Origin of the sequence: Isoptericola sediminis (assembly GCF_013085345.1) — a bacterium.
GTDB lineage: Bacteria > Actinomycetota > Actinomycetes > Actinomycetales > Cellulomonadaceae > Isoptericola > Isoptericola sediminis.
Genome location: NZ_JABFAJ010000024.1, coordinates 221,412 through 238,549, shown reverse-complemented (window position 1 = coordinate 238,549; position 17,138 = coordinate 221,412). Strand labels below are relative to the sequence as shown.

General features: G+C 71.3%; 18 protein-coding genes. 11 read left to right on the top strand and 7 right to left on the bottom strand.

Annotated features, from left to right (window positions below; genetic code table 11):
• Positions 1–13: 13 nt before the first annotated feature.
• On the top strand, positions 14–1,777 hold the full coding sequence (locus HLI28_RS13545; RefSeq protein ID WP_171248089.1) for a DEDD exonuclease domain-containing protein: 1,764 nt from the start codon (positions 14–16) through the stop codon (positions 1,775–1,777).
• On the top strand, positions 1,771–2,052 hold the full coding sequence (locus HLI28_RS13540) for an Lrp/AsnC family transcriptional regulator (RefSeq protein ID WP_171248088.1): 282 nt from the start codon (positions 1,771–1,773) through the stop codon (positions 2,050–2,052). Before HLI28_RS13545 ends, HLI28_RS13540 begins: the two co-directional genes overlap by 7 nt.
• A 30-nt stretch (positions 2,053–2,082) precedes the next feature.
• Here the strand turns inward: HLI28_RS13540 and trpD are convergent, their stop codons facing one another.
• Both trpD and HLI28_RS13530 read right to left on the bottom strand, forming a co-directional pair.
• Positions 2,083–3,147: an anthranilate phosphoribosyltransferase gene (gene trpD, locus HLI28_RS13535; RefSeq protein WP_171248087.1), complete on the bottom strand. Its 1,065-nt coding sequence runs from the start codon at positions 3,145–3,147 to the stop codon at positions 2,083–2,085.
• Positions 3,148–3,184: 37 nt separating this feature from the next.
• The gene (locus HLI28_RS13530) at positions 3,185–3,574 is read right to left on the bottom strand and encodes a response regulator transcription factor (RefSeq protein ID WP_171248086.1); all 390 of its coding nucleotides are present in this window, start codon (positions 3,572–3,574) and stop codon (positions 3,185–3,187) included.
• 203 nt (positions 3,575–3,777) lie between these two features.
• On the opposite strand from HLI28_RS13530, the gene ctaE reads away from it, so the two are divergent.
• The 5 genes from ctaE to HLI28_RS13505 all read left to right on the top strand — a co-directional run bounded on the left by ctaE (position 3,778) and on the right by HLI28_RS13505 (position 8,834).
• Entirely contained in the window at positions 3,778–4,431 is a 654-nt protein-coding gene (gene ctaE / locus HLI28_RS13525; RefSeq protein ID WP_171248085.1) for an aa3-type cytochrome oxidase subunit III, read from the top strand.
• A gap of 70 nt (positions 4,432–4,501) precedes the next feature.
• Entirely contained in the window at positions 4,502–5,284 is a 783-nt protein-coding gene (gene qcrC, locus HLI28_RS13520) for a cytochrome bc1 complex diheme cytochrome c subunit (RefSeq protein WP_171248084.1), read from the top strand.
• Positions 5,281–6,330 (top strand): cytochrome bc1 complex Rieske iron-sulfur subunit, encoded by a 1,050-nt coding sequence (qcrA, locus tag HLI28_RS13515; protein ID WP_343035837.1) that lies wholly within the window; start codon positions 5,281–5,283, stop codon positions 6,328–6,330. Before qcrC ends, qcrA begins: the two co-directional genes overlap by 4 nt.
• Entirely contained in the window at positions 6,327–8,033 is a 1,707-nt protein-coding gene (gene qcrB / locus HLI28_RS13510) for a cytochrome bc1 complex cytochrome b subunit (protein WP_171248082.1), read from the top strand. Before qcrA ends, qcrB begins: the two co-directional genes overlap by 4 nt.
• Positions 8,034–8,210: 177 nt before the next feature.
• Positions 8,211–8,834 (top strand): superoxide dismutase, encoded by a 624-nt coding sequence (locus tag HLI28_RS13505; protein ID WP_171248081.1) that lies wholly within the window; start codon positions 8,211–8,213, stop codon positions 8,832–8,834.
• 579 nt (positions 8,835–9,413) lie between these two features.
• Here the strand turns inward: HLI28_RS13505 and HLI28_RS13500 are convergent.
• Genes HLI28_RS13500 through ctaC form a run of 3 tightly spaced genes read right to left on the bottom strand, consistent with a single transcriptional unit; the run spans position 9,414 to position 12,573 of the window.
• Positions 9,414–9,815, bottom strand: coding sequence for a cytochrome c oxidase subunit 4 (locus HLI28_RS13500; protein WP_171248080.1), 402 nt, complete (start codon positions 9,813–9,815; stop codon positions 9,414–9,416).
• The gene (gene ctaD, locus HLI28_RS13495) at positions 9,812–11,650 is read right to left on the bottom strand and encodes an aa3-type cytochrome oxidase subunit I (RefSeq protein WP_171248079.1); all 1,839 of its coding nucleotides are present in this window, start codon (positions 11,648–11,650) and stop codon (positions 9,812–9,814) included. The genes HLI28_RS13500 and ctaD overlap by 4 nt, the downstream gene beginning before the upstream one ends.
• A complete protein-coding gene (ctaC, locus tag HLI28_RS13490) occupies positions 11,650–12,573 on the bottom strand; it encodes an aa3-type cytochrome oxidase subunit II (protein ID WP_246246733.1) in 924 nt (307 codons plus the stop codon). Before ctaC ends, ctaD begins: the two co-directional genes overlap by 1 nt.
• A gap of 272 nt (positions 12,574–12,845) precedes the next feature.
• On the opposite strand from ctaC, the gene HLI28_RS13485 reads away from it, so the two are divergent.
• Together HLI28_RS13485 and HLI28_RS13480 are read left to right on the top strand one after the other, a co-directional pair.
• Positions 12,846–14,009 carry an aminotransferase class V-fold PLP-dependent enzyme gene (locus HLI28_RS13485; protein ID WP_171248078.1) on the top strand — a complete coding sequence of 388 codons (1,164 nt, stop codon included), beginning with the start codon at positions 12,846–12,848 and terminating at the stop codon, positions 14,007–14,009.
• Complete coding sequence (locus HLI28_RS13480) at positions 14,006–14,263, top strand: sulfurtransferase TusA family protein (protein ID WP_171248077.1); 258 nt, start codon at positions 14,006–14,008, stop codon at positions 14,261–14,263. Before HLI28_RS13485 ends, HLI28_RS13480 begins: the two co-directional genes overlap by 4 nt.
• A gap of 25 nt (positions 14,264–14,288) precedes the next feature.
• Here HLI28_RS13480 and HLI28_RS13475 read toward each other — a convergent pair whose 3' ends face one another.
• Entirely contained in the window at positions 14,289–14,639 is a 351-nt protein-coding gene (locus HLI28_RS13475) for a HesB/IscA family protein (RefSeq protein WP_171248076.1), read from the bottom strand.
• A 79-nt stretch (positions 14,640–14,718) separates the two neighbouring features.
• Positions 14,719–15,243 (bottom strand): hypothetical protein, encoded by a 525-nt coding sequence (locus HLI28_RS13470; RefSeq protein WP_171248075.1) that lies wholly within the window; start codon positions 15,241–15,243, stop codon positions 14,719–14,721.
• Positions 15,244–15,287: 44 nt separating this feature from the next.
• On the opposite strand from HLI28_RS13470, the gene nadA reads away from it, so the two are divergent.
• On the top strand, positions 15,288–16,490 hold the full coding sequence (nadA, locus tag HLI28_RS13465) for a quinolinate synthase NadA (protein ID WP_171248074.1): 1,203 nt from the start codon (positions 15,288–15,290) through the stop codon (positions 16,488–16,490).
• Between the two features lie 25 nt (positions 16,491–16,515).
• On the top strand, positions 16,516–17,112 hold the full coding sequence (locus tag HLI28_RS13460; protein WP_171248073.1) for a DJ-1/PfpI family protein: 597 nt from the start codon (positions 16,516–16,518) through the stop codon (positions 17,110–17,112).
• Positions 17,113–17,138 lie beyond the last annotated feature (26 nt).

The following is a 17,138-nucleotide window of genomic DNA, read 5'->3' as shown; positions in this document are numbered from 1 at the left end:
TAGCGTCCCCGCCATGTCGATCACGTCCACCCGTGGGCAGCCGGGGACGAGCGTCCAGCCGTCGTTCGCCGACCTGGGGACCCCGCTGCAGGACGTCACCTTCGTCGTCGTCGACCTGGAGACCACGGGCAGCCGCGCCGACGACGCCGGGATCACCGAGATCGGCGCGGTCAAGGTCCGCGGCGGCGAGGTGCTCGGCGAGTTCCAGTCGTTGGTCAACCCCGGGCGGCCGGTGCCGGCGTTCGTGGCCCGCCTGACGGGCATCACCACCACGATGGTCGCGACCGCACCGGACCCCGACCTCGTCCTGCCCAGCTTCCTGGAGTTCGCGCACGACGCCGTGCTCGTGGCGCACAACGCCCCGTTCGACATCGGCTTCCTGCGGGCGGCCTGCGCCGAGCTGGGCTACGCCTGGCCGGGTTTCGCCGTCGTCGACACTCTCCCGCTGGCCCGGCGCGTCGTGACGCGCGACGAGGCCCGCAACCACAAGCTGTCCACGCTCGCGGCGCTGTTCCGGGCCGGCACCTCCCCCGACCACCGCGCGCTCGCCGACGCCCGCGCGACGGTGGACGTGCTGCACGGCCTGCTCGAGCGGCTCGCCCCGCTCGGCGTGACCCACCTGGAGGACCTGGCCACGGCGTCCGACCCGGTGCCGGCGGACGTGCGGCGCAAGGCCACCCTCGCCGACGGCCTGCCCTCCTCCCCCGGCGTCTACCTGTTCCGGGGACCGGACGACGAGGTGCTCTACGTCGGCACCTCGACCAACATCCGTCAGCGCGTGCGGTCCTACTTCACCGCCGCCGAGAAGCGCCGCCGCATGACCGAGATGGTGCGGATCGCCGACGCCGTGACGCCGGTCGTGTGCGCGACGCCGTTGGAGGCCCGGGTGCGCGAGCTCCGCCTCATCGCGGAGCACGCCCCGCGCTACAACCGCCGGTCCAAGCACCCCGAGCGACGGTCGTGGGTCCGCCTGACCGACGAGGCCTACCCCCGGCTCTCCGTGGTCTCCGAGGTGCGCGGCGACGCGCCCCACATCGGCCCGTTCACCTCGCGCCGCACGGCGTCGGCCGCCGTCGAGGCCGTGCACGACGCCCTCAGCCTGCGCCAGTGCACGCAGCGTCTGCCCCTGGTGGCCCGGGAACGACGCAGCCCGTGCGCGCTGGCCGGGCTGGACCGGTGCTCGGCGCCCTGCACCGCCGTCGAGACGCCCGACGTCGGCTACGCCGCCGTCGTGGCGGAGGCGACCGCGGCGCTGACCGGTGACCCCGGGGTCGTGGTGCGGGCCCTCGGCGAACGGGTCGCCCGCCTGGCCGCCCAGGAACGGTTCGAGGAGGCCGGGCAGGTCACGGCCCGGCTGCGTGCCTTCGTCGGCGGCGCGGCACGTGCCCAGCGTCTGGACCCGCTGAGCCGGTGCGCGGAGCTCGTCGCCGGTCGGCCGACGCCCGCGGGCGGCTGGGAGCTGGTCGTCGTGCGGCACGCCCGGCTGGCCGCGACGGCGGTCACCGGCGCCGGCGAGGACCCCTGGCCCGTCGTGCACGCCCTGCGGGCCACGGCGGAGGTCGTCGACGCACCGACGCCGCCGGCCCCGGCGTGCCATCCCGAGGAGGCGGCGCTGATCCTGGACTGGCTCGACCAGCCCGACGTCCGCCTGGTCGACGTCTCGGACCCGTGGACGTGCCCGGTCCGGTCCGCCGTCGCGCACGCCGATCTCGACGACGTGGCGGCCACGGTCGCGCTGGCCGTGGGCGAGGCCGCCGATACGATGGCCGCATGCTGACCGCCATCGTGCTGATCGACACCGCCGCCGACCAGATCCCCGAGGTCGCGTCCCGCGTCACCGACCTGCCCGGCGTGAGCGAGGTCTACTCGGTCACCGGCAAGGCGGACCTCGTGGCGATGGTCCGGGTGAAGGAGCACGACGCCCTCTCCGACGTCATCGCCGACGGGATCAGCAAGGTCCCGGGCGTGCTGCGTACCGAGACGCTCATCGCGTTCCGCGCGTACTCGCACCTGGACCTCGAGCAGGCCTTCGCCCTCGGCCTGGACGACTGACCGGCGCGGGCCCCCGCGGGTCCCGGGTCCTCAGTGCTGCGTGGCCTCGACCCACCGCGCCAGCACGTCGGCGGCGCCGCCCTCGTCGACGCTGCGCGCGGCGTGCGCGGTGCCCGCGGCGAGGCGCTCGACGAGGGAGCCCTCGGCGGTGCCGGGCAGCGACCCGTCCGCGACGAGCGCCGCGGCGGCGTTGAGCAGGACCGTCTCGCGCACGGGGCCGCGGTCGGCACCGGAGAACACCGCTCGCGCCACCTCGGCGTTGTGCGCGGCGTCGCCGCCCCTCAGGTCCTCGATCGCGATGCGGCGCAGGCCCAGGTCCGCGGCGGCGTCGAGACGCTGCTCGACCACGGCACCGTCGTGCACCTCCCACACGTCCGCGCCGCCGGTGGCGGCGAGCTCGTCGAGGCCGTCGTCGCCGCGGAACACCAGGGCACGCGTGCCCCGGGCGGCGAGCACGCCGGCCATCAGCGGGGCCATCCGCGCGTCCGCGCAGCCCACGGCCGTGGCGGCGGGCTGGGCGGGGTTGGTCAGCGGCCCGAGGAAGTTGAACGCCGTCGCGATCCCCAGGTCGCGCCGCGCCGTCCCGGCGTGACGCATGGACGGGTGGAACATCCCGGCGAAGCAGAAGGTGATGCCGACCTCGAGCGCGATTTCGGCGACCCGCTCGGCCGGCTGGTCGAGCCGCACGCCGAGCGCCTCGAGGACGTCGGCCGACCCGGACGAGGAGGAGGCGGCGCGGTTGCCGTGCTTGACCACGCGCGTGCCGGTCCCGGCCACGACGACGGCGGCCATCGTGGAGATGTTGACGGTGTGGTGCCGGTCCCCGCCCGTGCCCACGAGGTCGACCGACGGGCCCGGGACCTCGATGCGCGTGGCGTGCGCGAGCATCGCGTCGGCGAGCCCGGTGAGCTCGGCCGCCGTCTCCCCCTTGGCCCGCAGGCCCACCAGGAAACCGGCCAGGCGGGCCGGCGGCACCTCGCCCGACATGACCTCGTCCATCGCCCAGGAGGTCTCCTCGGCGCTGAGGTCGTGGCCCGCGACGAGTGCGGAGAGCACGCCGGGCCAGGTGGGGACGGTGGGGTCGCTGGTGGGCACGGCGGTCCTCTCCGGGGTACGCGGTCGAACGAGAAGGTCAGGCCGCCCGGGCCAACGCGTCGGCGACGGTGCGCTGCACCGCGAAGGGCTCGAGCGGGCGCGGCACGACGGCGTCCGCGAGCGACCATGATGCCAGCCAGGCGTCGTCGGGCCGGCCGGTCAGCACCACGACGGGCGGGCAGTCGTAGACCTCGTTCTTGAGCTGTCGGCACAGCCCCATCCCGCCGGCCTTGTCGGCCTCGCCGTCCAGCACCAGCAGGTCGAACCGTCCGGAGGTGACGGCGGAGGTCACGGCCGGGGCGGTGGCGGTCTCGGTCCACTCGATCGGCGGCGCGTCGGCCCCCAGACGAGGTCCGACGGCGAGGCGCACCTGCTCGCGCACCGTGCGGTCGTCGCTGTACAGCAGCACCCGGGGGCCGTTCGTCATCGAGCATCCCTTTCGCAGTCGTTTGGTGGCATCGTGGCACAGGTCCGTCACCTCGGTCAGCACGATGTCGTGGTCTTTTCGTGGCACTGTCCTGCCATCCGTCACGATCTGGGCCCTTGGCCGCCCGTTTCTGCAGATTTCGTGGTGGTCGTCTCCACCGAAACCGTCGTGATGGTCCTCGAACCTCCCGCACGTCGGCCATAATGGATCGCGTGTCGACCGCAACGGCTGCTGCCCCCCACGCCCATCAGCACGTGACCGTGAACCGACCGAACACCGTCTCGGTCGGGACGATCGTGTGGCTCGCCAGCGAGCTCATGTTCTTCGCGGGCCTCTTCGCGATGTACTTCACGGTGCGATCCGTGTTGCCCGAGGAGGAGTGGGCCGCGCAGGCCGACATGGTCAGCTTCACCTTCCCGCTGATCAACACGACCGTCCTGGTGCTGTCCTCGGTCACCTGCCAGCTGGGTGTCTGGGCCGCCGAGCGCTTCCAGCCCGTGCGCACCGGCTCGCTGCTCCAGGTGGGCAAGTGGGGCATGAACGAGTGGATGACCCTGACCTACCTCATGGGCTCCTTCTTCATCGCCGGCCAGATCTTCGAGTACGCCGAGCTGGTCGAGCACGGCCTGACGATCTCCTCCAGCGCCTACGGCTCCGTGTTCTACCTGGCCACCGGGTTCCACGGCCTGCACGTGATCGGCGGCCTCATCGCCTTCCTCTTCCTGCTCGGCCGGTCCTTCCGCGCCAAGCGGTTCACCCACCACGAGGTGACCACGGGCCTCGTGGTCTCCTACTACTGGCACTTCGTCGACGTCGTGTGGATCGCCCTGTTCCTGGTGATCTACGTCCTGAAGTGATCCCTCCGGCCCGGCGCCGTCGCCGGGCCGACGCCCCCGAACCATCCACCTTCGAGACGAGGACATTTACGTGAAGGCACTCGCCGCCCGCCGGCACCACCGGGCCGCCCCGGTCGTGCTGATGCTGCTGGCGCTGCTGCTCACGGGCGGCGTGTACGCCGTCCTGGCGCCGAGCCCTGCCACGGCCGACACCGCCAGCACAGCGAACGACGTCGAAGAGGGCGACCGCCTCTTCCAGGCCAACTGCGCCACCTGCCACGGCCCGAACGCCGAGGGCACCTCCCAGGCCCCGTCCCTGGTCGGCGTGGGCGCGGCGTCCGTGGACTTCCAGGTCTCGACAGGCCGGATGCCGATGCAGGCGAACGGTCCCCAGGCTCCGCAGAAGCCCCCGCAGATGACCGAGGAGCAGACCGCGCAGCTCGCCGCCTACGTCGCCTCGCTGGGCGCGGGTCCCGCGATCCCGACCGACGAGCAGGTCGACGGGGCCGAGGGTGACGCCTCCAACGGCGCCCTGCTGTTCCGCACCAACTGCGCGATGTGCCACAACGCCGTCGGCGCCGGCGGCGCGCTGTCCGAGGGCAAGTGGGCCCCGCCGCTCTACGAGGTCTCGGAGCGGAACATCTATCAGGCCATGCTGACCGGCCCGCAGTCGATGCCGGTCTTCAACGACGCCAACATCACGCCCGACGAGAAGCGGGACATCATCGCGTACCTGCTCGAGCAGCGCGACGGGTCGGCCGGCGGGCTGACCCTCGGGTCGCTCGGCCCCGTGAGTGAAGGCGTGTGGGCATGGGTCGTCGGCCTCGGGCTGATGATCGGTGCCGCTGTGTGGATCGGAGCGAAGTCCTCGTGAGCGAGAACCAGAACCCCACCCCCGGCCGCGACGTCACCACGACGTCGGGCGCCCAGGACCCGGAGCGTTTCACCGACCCCGGCGTCCCCGCCCACAAGCTGCGGCTGACCGACACCGACCCGGCGGCGCGCCGGCGCAACGAGCGCCTCGTGGTGCTGCTGTTCGCCATCTCGTGCCTCGGCGCCATCGGCAGCATCGTGGCCTACTTCGCGGTCCGTCCCGACGGCACCACCGAGGGCGTGCGCCTGTCGACGATCGCGCTGGGCGTCACCATGGCGATCTCCCTGCTGGGAATCGGCATCGCGGCGATCCACTGGTCCAAGTCGCTCATGAGCGACCACGAGCACGTCGACGAGCGGCACGAGCTCGCCTCGTCGCCCGAGGTGCGCGAGGTCGCCGTCCAGCACCTCACGGACGGCGTCGAGGACTCCGGGATCGCCCGCCGCGGCGTGCTCAAGGGTGCCGCGGTCTCCGCGCTCGCCCTGTTCCCCCTGACCTTCGCCGTCCCGCTGATCTCCAGCGTCGGCGGCGACTGGAACATCTCCAAGTTCCGGCACACCCTGTGGGAGCGGGGCACGCGCCTCGCCTACGACCCCACGGGACGCCCCATCCGAGCTGCCGACCTCACCGTCGGTTCCGCGGCCCACGTCATCCCTGAGGTCCCTCAGGAGTACATGGAGTCGCACGAATGGATCACCGAGAAGGCCAAGGCCGTCGTCCTGCTCGTCCGGCTCAACCCGGAGGACCTGCGCTCCGACCAGTCGCCCGAGGGGGAGACCTGGTCGTACGACGGGATCGTGGCATACTCGAAGATCTGTACCCACGTCGGATGCCCGGTGGCGCTGTACGAGCAGCAGACTCATCACCTGCTCTGCCCGTGCCACCAGTCGACATTTGACATGGCCGATGGCGCGAAGGTCGTCTTCGGACCGGCGAACCGGCCGCTGCCCCAGCTGCCGATCACGGTCGACGACGAGGGCTACCTCATCGCGCAGGACGACTTCGCCGAGCCCGTCGGACCGAGTTTCTGGGAGCGACTGAAGTGAGCACCGACACCACCGCGTCCAACAGCGGCGCTCCGACCACCCCGGCCGGCAAGGCCGCGGACTACCTCGACCAGCGCACCAGCGTCGGTGGCGCCGTCAAGGAGTTCGCGCGCAAGGTCTTCCCGGACCACTGGTCGTTCATGCTGGGCGAGATCGCCCTCTTCTCGTTCGTCGTGCTGCTGCTGACGGGCGTGTTCCTGACGATGTTCTTCGACCCCTCGATGGCGCTCGAGGAGTACCACGGCGCCGGGCCGGAGACGATGCAGGGCCAGCTGATGTCGGTGGCGTTCGCCTCGACGCTGGACCTCTCCTTCGAGGTCCGCGGCGGTCTGCTCATGCGGCAGATCCACCACTGGGCAGCGCTGATCTTCATGGCCGCGATCGTCGTGCACATGATGCGCGTGTTCTTCACCGGCGCGTTCCGCAAGCCGCGTGAGATCAACTGGCTCGTCGGCACCGTGCTGCTCATCCTGGGCCTGGCCGCCGGGTTCTCCGGCTACTCGCTGCCGGACGACGTGCTCTCCGGCAACGGCCTGCGCATCACCGACGGCGTCATCAAGTCGATCCCGGTGATCGGCTCGTACATGTCGTACTTCGTCTTCGGCGGGGAGTTCCCGGGCGACCAGATCATCCCGCGGCTGTTCACCGTGCACATCCTGCTGGTGCCGGCCCTGATCCTCGCCCTCATCGGCGTGCACCTGTTCCTCATGGTGCTGCACAAGCACACGCAGTACCCGGGCGGCGGCCGCACCGACAAGAACGTCGTCGGCTACCCGCTGTTCCCGGTGTACATCGCCAAGATGGGCGGCAACTTCTTCATCGTCTTCGGCATCCTCGCCCTGATGGGTGCCACGATGAGCATCAACAACGTCTGGAACTACGGACCGTACGACCCCTCCCCCGTCGGCGCCGGCGCGCAGCCCGACTGGTACATGCTGTTCCTCGAGGGATCGCTACGTCTGATGCCGGGTGCCGGCATGGAGTGGGTCATCTTCGGCTACACGTTGTCGCTCAACGTGCTGATCCCTGCCGTGGTCATCCCCACCCTGCTGTTCCTGTTCCTGTTCGCGTACCCGTTCGTCGAGGCCAAGGTCACCGGTGACAAGCGCGAGCACCACGTGCTGGACCGTCCGCGCAACGTCCCGGTCCGCACCGGGCTGGGCGTCGGGTTCCTGACCGCGTTCATCATCCTGGCGCTCGCAGGATCGAACGACCTCATCGCGACGCACTTCGGGATGTCGATCAACCAGATCACCTGGGCGTTCCGCATCCTGTTCTTCGTCGGTCCGGTCCTCGCGTTCTTGATCACCAAGCGCATCTGCCTCGGCCTGCAGCGCAAGGACCGCGAGCTCGTGCTCCACGGTCACGAGACCGGTCGGATCGTGCGGTTCGCCAACGGCGAGTACATCGAGGTCCACCGCCCGCTGGACGAGCAGGAGCGCTGGCTGCGCGTCAACTACACGGCGCACAAACCGCTGGAGATCGAGCCCGCGACCGACGCCCGCGGCGTCAAGCGCAAGGGCTACCAGAAGGACAAGCGCTGGCAGCGTCTGTCCCGGTTCTTCTACGAGGACCGCGTCGAGCCGGTGACCCCGGCCGAGCTCGCCGCCGCGCACTCGCACGGCGAGCACGACGAGATCGCTGCCGAGAGGAAGTCCCCCGAGGTCACCACGGGGGCGGAGAGCGTCGAGCGGGAGCGCTGAGACTCCTGCCAGGTCGCGACCGAGACCCGCGCACCCATCGCCCGCTCCGGCGGGCAGGGCGCGCGGGTCTCTGTCTATCCTGCACCGGGGGTCGGCACGGCCGACCCACCGGGACGACGAGAACACGCCGCGCACGCCCACCGGGTGTCGTGCGGCCTGACACCGGAGGTACCCAGCATGGCCGTCTACACGCTGCCTGACCTGCCCTACGACTACAGCGCGCTCGAGCCGCACATCAGCGGCAAGATCATGGAGCTGCACCACGACAAGCACCATGCGACCTACGTCTCCGGCGCGAACACCGCGCTGGACAAGCTGGCCGAGGCGCGCGAGTCGGGCGACCTCGCGGCAGTGAACCTGCACGAGAAGAACCTCGCGTTCAACCTCGGCGGGCACACCAACCACACGATCTTCTGGCACAACCTGTCCCCCGAGGGCGGTGGCGAGCCCGAGGGTGAGCTGGCGGAGGCCATCAAGGACCAGTTCGGCTCCTTCTCCGCGTTCCAGGCGCACTTCGCCGCGACCGCGACCGGTATCCAGGGCTCCGGCTGGGCCGTGCTCGGCTGGGACTCCATCGGCCAGAAGATGCTGATCTTCCAGCTGTTCGACCAGCAGGCCAACGTCCCGGTCGGCATCACCCCGCTGCTGATGCTCGACATGTGGGAGCACGCCTTCTACCTGGACTACCTGAACGTCAAGGCCGACTACGTCAAGGCGTTCTGGAACCTGGCCAACTGGCAGGACGTGGCCGCCCGCCTCGAGCGCGCCCGCACCGCCACGAACGGGCTCCTCACCGCCTGAGCTCGTCCAAGCCTGCGGCCACCGTCACGACGGCGGCCGACGGAGGGCCCCGCACGCCGTTGCGTGCGGGGCCCTCTCGCGTGTTCCCACGACCTTCGAACTGCCCCCGAGAACGCGTCTGCGCCCTTCTCCGGGCCGCTCGGCCTGGGCAGCACGGGGAATCCACCCTGCGCCCTCTGCGCGGGTCAGGGCGGTGCTGCGCGGGTCAGGGCGGCCTGCGGCGGGTCAGGGCGGCACAGGGCCGATCGAGGCCCTCCGACGGGCCGGCACGCCTGGTCGTGGACGACCTCTCTCCCCTGGTCCCATCCGAACGACGGGCTCCGGGCGCGTCATGGCGAGATGGGCCGGCTGCACTCGCTCCCCGCAGTCCTGACCGGGCGTGAGGCGTCCTGACTCGGCGAGAAAAGCCCTGACCCGGCCCGAGAGGTCCTGAGTCGGTCGGGGAGGCCGGAGAGGTCCTGAGTCGGCGCAGGGCGGCCTGACTGGCGTGGAGGGGCCTCGGGCCAGGGCGGAGCCGGGAGACGACAAGAGGCGCCCCGCACCGGACGGTGCGGAGCGCCTCTCGGGAGATGCTGACGATCAGTGGGCGTGCTGGCCCCGGCTGAACTCGAAGACCCAGCCGACCAGGCCGACGATCCCGATGATCGCGCCGATGTAGAGCACCCACCAGCCCACGGCCAGGCTCAAGAAGCTGACGGCGGCGGCGATGCCGAGCACCAGGGGCCACCAGGACCACGGGGCGTAGACGCCCTGGTCGCCGGCGCCCTGCTCGATCTCGCCGTTCTCGTCGTCCTCCGGACGCGGGTCGGTGTGCTTGGCCTGGACGACCAGGTAGGCACCGATCATCGCCATGAGAGCACCGACGAGCGGGATACCGAGGTACCCGACCGGCTCGGTGAAGCCGCTCCAGAGGCCGTACACCACGCCGACCAGCACGAAGAACGGTGCCGTCCAGACGAAGAGGCGGATCTCGATCTTCACTTGGTGTCCTCCTCGCCCTCGGCGGGGCGGTCAGCGTCGACGACGGTGGTGCTCGACTGGTGCTTCTCCGGGTAGTCCTTCCAGCTGAGCTCCTCGACCATCTCGTACTGGCCGGTCCGGTCCGCGCCGCCGTAGACCTGGTCCAGGGCGCCCTGGTTCAGGTGCGGGTCCTCCATCGCGGCGACCTCCGGGTGGTGGAGGTCGAACGCCGGCGACTCGGAACGGATCCGCGGCAGCGAGGTGAAGTTGTGCCGCGGCGGCGGGCAGGACGTCGCCCACTCGAGGGAGCGGCTGTAGCCCCACGGGTCGTCCACGGTGACCTTCGGCGCGTTGCGCCAGGTCGTGTACACGTTCCACAGGAACGGCAGCGTGGACGCGGCGAGGATGAACGCCCCGACCGTCGAGAGCTGGTTCTCCCAGGTGAAGCCTTCCTCGGGCAGGTAGTCGGCGTAGCGGCGGGGCATGCCCTCGACGCCGAGCCAGTGCTGGACGAGGAACGTCATGTGGAAGCCGACGAACAGGATCCAGAAGTGGATCTTGCCGAGGCGCTCGTTGAGCATCCGCCCGGTGAACTTCGGCCACCAGAAGTAGAAGCCGGCGAACATCGCGAAGACCACGGTGCCGAAGACGACGTAGTGGAAGTGGGCGACGACGAAGTACGAGTCCGACAGGTGGAAGTCGAGCGCCGGGCTGGACAGGATGATGCCGGTCAGACCGCCGAAGAGGAAGGTCACCAGAAAGCCGATCGACCAGAGCATCGGCGTCTCGAAGGTGAGCTTGCCGCGCCACAGGGTGCCGATCCAGTTGAAGAACTTCACACCGGTCGGGATGGCGATGAGCATCGTCATGAACGCGAAGAACGGGAGCAGCACCGCACCGGTGACGTACATGTGGTGGGCCCACACGGTGACCGACAGGGCCGCGATCGCGATCGTCGCGTAGACCAGGCCCTTGTAGCCGAAGATCGGCTTGCGGCTGAACACCGGGAAGATCTCGGAGACGATGCCGAAGAACGGCAGCGCGATGATGTACACCTCGGGGTGGCCGAAGAACCAGAAGAGGTGCTGCCAGAGCACCGCTCCCCCGTTGTCCGGGTTGAACACCTGGGCGTCGAACCGGCGGTCGGCACCGAGCGCGAAGAGCGCGGAGGCCAGCGGCGGGAAGGCCATGAGGACCAGCAGGCTCGTCACCAGGGTGTTCCAGGTGAAGATCGGCATCCGGAACATCGTCATGCCCGGGGCGCGCATGCAGATGATCGTGGTGATGAAGTTGACGGCACCGAGGATGGTGCCGAAACCACCGAGGGCGAGGCCGAAGACCCACAGGTCACCGCCGAGCCCTGGACTGAAGGTCGTGTTCGACAGCGGCGCGTAGGCGAACCAGCCGAACGAGGCGGCCCCCTGCGGCGTGAAGAAGCCGCCGGCCGCGATGAGCCCGCCGAACAGGAACATCCAGTAGGCCAGCATGTTCAGCCGCGGGAACGCGACGTCGGGCGAGCCGATCTGCAGCGGCATGATCACGTTGGCGAAGCCGGCGAACAGCGGCGTCGCGAACAGCAGCAGCATGATCGTGCCGTGCATCGTGAAGAGCTGGTTGTACTGCTCCTTGCTCTGCACGAGCTGGATGCCCGGCGCGAAGAGCTCGGCGCGGATGAGCAGCGCGAGGATGCCTCCCACGGCGAACCAGAAGAACGACGTGATGAGGTACATGTAGCCGATCGTCTTGTGGTCGGTGGAGGTGATCCACTTGACCACGGTGCGACCCAGCGTCTGTCGCCTCGGCTGCAGGCCGGGGATGGCCTCGGCGGCGCCGTAGGCGGTCTCGGTGGTGGCCATCAGCCCTCGACCTCCGGGATCGTCTCTTCACTGGAGTACTCGGAGCTCTGCTGGCGGTTCAGGTCCAGGCCGAGCTCGCCGGTCTGGCCCTGGGCGCGCAGCTCCTCCATCTGGGCGTCGTACTCGGCACGGTCGACGACCTTGACGTTGAACAGCATCCCGGAGTGGAACTCACCGCAGAGCTCGGCGCACTTGCCGGCGTAGGTGCCTTCACGCTCGGGGACGACCTGGAACGTGTTCGTCTTGCCGGGGATCATGTCCATCTTGAACAGGAAGGCCGGGATCCAGAACGAGTGGATGACGTCGCGGGAGTCGACCGTGAACTCGACCCGCTCACCGACGGGCAGGTAGAGCGTCGGCAGCTCCTCGGCCGTGCCGGGCGCGCCGTCGACGGTGTCCTCGGCGGTCACCGAGCCGGGCTCGAGCAGCTGCTGGCCGGTCTCGTAGACGTCGTCGTCGAGGTAGTTGAAGTCCCAGCTCCACTGCTTGCCGATGACGTGGATGTTGACGTCCGGCTCCTCGCTCGTGTCGAGGATCGCCGTCATGTCGCGGTTCGTGTAGAAGAACAGCACCAGGATCATGAGCGTCGGCACGATCGTGTACATGATCTCGAGCGGCATGTGGTAGCGGGTCTGGACCGGCAGCCGGTCGTCGCCGCGGCGCTTCCGGTACGCGGCGACGCACCAGAGCATGAGGCCCCAGGTGATGACGCCGACGGCGAGCGCGGCGACCCAGGAACCGTTCCACAGATTCATGATCCGCTCGGTCTGGTTGGTCACCTGGCCGTCGGTGTAGCCCGGGAGGTAGCCGCGCTGGACGGCGTCGCTGGCGCAGCCGGTGGCGAAGGCCGCGACCGCGACGGCGAGCGCCGTCGCACGCAGCGCCATCGACCGCCGGGTGCGGGTGGTGCTCTTCGAGTGCAAGGGAGGCCTTTCACGTCTCGTCCGACCGCTGCGTCCTGAGGCAGGGCGCACGGGTGGGACCTTCGTCCTCGATGGGAGCAGCCTAGCGCGACCTTCACCGTTCCGACGCCAGAAGATCCCCCTTCCTACGTGACGGGATCACCTTGGACGTCGCCATCCGCGATGTTCGCGACGCCTGCCGAACCGGTGTCAGATCGGCCGCCGCTTTCGCGACACCGAAGCCCCCGGCGGCATGATGGTCACCACGCTTCGACGCCCACCGAGAGGCCCTTGTGACACATCCCACCTCGCCGACGCCCGCCCGCACCCACCTGGACAACGGCGGGTCGGCGCCCCTGCACCCGTCGGCGCGGCAGGCCTTCGTCCAGGCCCTGGACGAGGGATGGGCGGACCCCCGCCGGCTGCACGCCGAGGGGCGGCGCGCCGCCGCCCTGCTGGACGGGGCGCGCGAGGCCGTGGCCGGCGTGCTGGGGACCCGGACCGAGGAGGTCCGGTTCACGCCCTCGCACACGGCGTCCCTGCACGCGGCGATGGCCCAGGTCGCCCGGGCCCGACGGCGGCACGGCGGCGACGTCGTGGTCGGCGCGGTCGAGCGGGCAGCGGTCCTGCACGCCGCCGACCACGTCGCGGCCACCGGGCAGGGCCGCCGCACGACGGTCCCCGTCGACCGGGTCGGGCGGGTGGACGCCGACGAGCTCGCCTCGGCGGCCCTCGCGGACGGGGTCGCGCTGGCGGCGCTGCAGGACGCCAACGGCGAGGTCGGCACCCGCCAGCCGGTCGCCCGGGTCCACGCCGCGCTCGAGGGTTCCGGGGTCCCCCTGCTCGTGGACGCCGGTGCCTCCGTGGGGCACGCCCCGCTGCCGACGGCGTGGGACCTGCTGGCGGCCGACCCCGCGGACTGGGGCGGGCCCCGCGGCCTGGGGATCCTCGCGGTGCGCCACCGCACGCGCACGGTCCCGGCCGGCCCGGAGGACCCCGACCCCTGGGCGCCCGGCGGCGTCAGCGTCCCGGCCGCGTTCGCCGCGGCCGTGTCCCTGCAGGCGGTCGCCCAGGACCTCGCCGCGGAGGACGAGCGGCGCCGTGCGCTGGTCGACCGGATCCGCGACGGCGTCGCGGGCGTGCCGGACGTCGAGGTGGTCGGCGACCCGCAGGACCGCCTCCCCCACGTGGTGACGTTCTCGTTCCTCTACGTCGACGGCGAGGCGCTGGTCACCGAGCTCGACCGCGCCGGGTACGCCGTGGGTTCCGGGTCGGCCTGCACCGCGGGCACGCTGGAGCCGTCGCACGTCCTGGCCGCGATGGGCGTGCTCACGCACGGCAACGTCCGCCTGGCCCTGGACCGTTCGACCACGGCCGAGGACGTCGAGCGCTTCCTCGCGGTGCTGCCGGGAGCGGTCGCCCGCGTCCGGGACGCCCTGGGGGTGTCCGGGCTGTGAGCGCCGGGCCGGAGGTCGTGGACGCGCGGGGCCTGCGCTGCCCGCTGCCCGTGGTGCGGCTGGCCGCCCACGCGAAGGAGCGACCCAGGGGAACGGAGATCACGGTGCTCGCGACGGACCCGGCCGCCCGGTACGACGTGCCGGCGTGGGCGCGGCTGCGGGGGCACGCCATGGTGGCCGAGGAGCAGCACCCCGGGAACGACGAGACGGACGGCCGGACCTGGTGGGCCCTGACCGTCCGTCTCGAGGACTAGCGGCTCGCGCGAGCCGGGACGTCGATCAGCCGAAGGAGCCGCCGCAGGCGCAGGACTCGCCGGCGTTCGGGTTGTCGATCGTGAAGCCCTGCTTCTCGATGGTGTCCGCGAAGTCGATCTTCGCGCCGTCGAGGTAGGGCACGCTCATGCGGTCCACGACGACCTCGACGCCGTCGAAGTCGCGCAGCGCGTCCCCGTCGAGCAGGCGCTCGTCGAAGTAGAGCTGGTAGATGAGCCCGGAGCAGCCGCCGGGCTGGACGGCGACGCGCAGGCGCAGGTCGTCGCGCCCCTCCTGCTCCAGGAGGCTGCGGACCTTGTTCGCGGCGACCTCGGAGAGCTCGACGCCGTGCGTGGCGATCTCGGTGGTGTCGGTCATGCTTCCTCCAACAGGTGGGCCGGTACGGCTGTTCCCGATCCTACGCCCGAATCCCCCGCCCCCGGCGATGTGAGGGACGTCACTCCTCGGGGGCGGCCCAGGCCGGCGCCCACGTGCGCGCGACCCGGCCCACGGCCTCACCCGACGGCGGCTCGCCGATCTCGTGCGCCCCGGCGACCCCCGCCCCGGAGAGCTCGCGACGGGTCGTCTCGTCCCGCCCGGCGAGCACGACGACGGGCACGGCGTACGGGGCGGCCGCCTCCGCGGCCCGGTGCACCGGGCCGGCGCGCAGGGCGGAGCCGTCGAGGACGGGCGTGTGCACGACGACGAGGTCGGCGTGAGCGACACGGTCCTGCAGGAGACGGACCTCGGGCGGCGGCGGGGGCGGCGTGACGCTCGTCAGCCCGAGGCTCGTCGTGGGGACGAAGACACCGGGCGCCGGAGCCTCGCCGGGGGGTGCGGTCGCGGCCACCGGTCCCGGGGGCAGGACCATCGGCTCGACGACGCAGCGCGGCGCCGCCTCGGTCCAGGCCGCGGCCAGGGGCGTCCAGGGCTCGCGGTCGGCGTCGCCGTCGTCGGCGGCTGTCACCAGCAGTACGTGCACGTCACCGATCGTGGCACACGTCGGGACCGTGGGAAGATGTTGCCGTGACTGTGCTGAACGAGACGTCGAACTTCACCGAGCCGGCGCCCTCGGCGCTGCTGCTGCTCGGTCAGGGCCGCGACCTCGCCTCCGAGCGCGGGGTGGAGTGCACCGGCGCGCTGCCGGCGCCCTCGGACCCGGACCTGGTGGACCGTGCGCGCGCCGCGCGGGCGGCGCTGGGCGAGCGCGCCTTCGTGCTGGGCCACCACTACCAGCGCGACGAGGTGATCGACTTCGCCGACGTCACCGGGGACTCCTTCAAGCTCGCCCAGCGGGCGGCGGCGCGGCCCGAGGCCGAGTTCGTCATCTTCTGCGGCGTGCACTTCATGGCCGAGTCGGCCGACATCCTCACCGCGGACACCCAGCAGGTGGTCCTGCCGGACATGGCGGCGGGCTGCTCGATGGCGGACATGGCCGAGATCTCGCAGGTCGAGGAGGCCTGGGAGGTGCTGGCCGACGCGGGCGTCGCCGGCGACACCGTGCCGGTGACGTACATGAACTCCTCCGCCGCGATCAAGGCCTTCACCGGCCGGCACGGCGGGACCGTGTGCACGTCGTCGAACGCCCAGGTCGCCCTGCGGTGGGCCTTCGACCAGGTCGGCGGCGTCGACGGCACGGGCAAGGTGCTGTTCCTGCCGGACCAGCACCTGGGCCGCAACACCGCGGTGAACCAGCTCGGGCTGTCCCTGGACGACTGCGTCGTGTTCGACCCGCGCAAGCCGAACGGCGGCCTGACCGACGCCGAGCTGCGCGACGCGCGGATGATCCTGTGGCGCGGCCACTGCTCGGTGCACGGCCGGTTCTCGGTCCAGAACGTCGAGGCGATCCGCGCCAAGGCGCCGGACGTCAACGTCATGGTCCACCCGGAGTGCCGCCACGAGGTCGTCGCGGCGGCGGACCGCGTCGGCTCGACGGAGTACATCATCAAGGCCCTCGACGCCGCCGAGCCCGGGTCGACGTGGGCGATCGGCACCGAGCTCAACCTCGTGCGCCGGCTGGCCAGGGCTCACCCCGACAAGCAGGTCCACTACCTCGACTCCACGGTGTGCTTCTGCTCGACGATGAACCGGATCGACCTGCCCCACCTGGTGTGGGCGATGGAGTCGCTGGCCGAGGGCCGCGTGGTCAACCGGATCGTGGTGGACTCCGACGACGCCCACTGGGCCCGGGTGGCCCTCGACCAGATGCTGGCGCTGCCGGGACTCTGACCCGGGGCGCGGGAAGGCGACGCGAGTGAGCACCGACGGCGGGCTGCACATCGGGATCCTGCTGTTCGACGACGCCGACGAGCTCGACGCGGTCGGACCGTTCGAGGTCCTCGCCGCGTGGGAGGAGCACTCCGCGTCGCCCCTGCGGCCGCACGTGAGCACCTTCTCCCGCGACGGCGAGGGCGTCCGGCTGGCCAAGGGCATGCGGATCGTGCCGGCCCGCTCGGCGGACGACGTCGGCCCCCTGCACGTCCTCGTCCACCCGGGGGGCTGGGGCACCCGTGCCCTCGTGGCCGACCACGGGCACCTGGAGTGGTTGCGCCAGGTGCACACCCAGACGCCGGTGGTGGCGAGCGTGTGCACCGGGGCGCTGGTGCTGGCCGCGGCGGGCCTGCTGGCGGGGCGACCCGCGACGACGCACCGGGACCACTACGACGAGCTGGCGCAGATCGACCCGTCGACGGTCATCGACACCGAGGCCCGGTTCGTGGACGACGGCGACGTGGTCACCTCCGCCGGCGCCTCGGCCGGCATCGACATGGCCCTGCACCTGGTGGAGCGCCTGGAGTCGGTGGAGGTCGCCCGGGCGGTGCGGCACACCCTGGAGTACCCAGGTATCTGATACCGCAGGTCGCTGGTATACCGTCG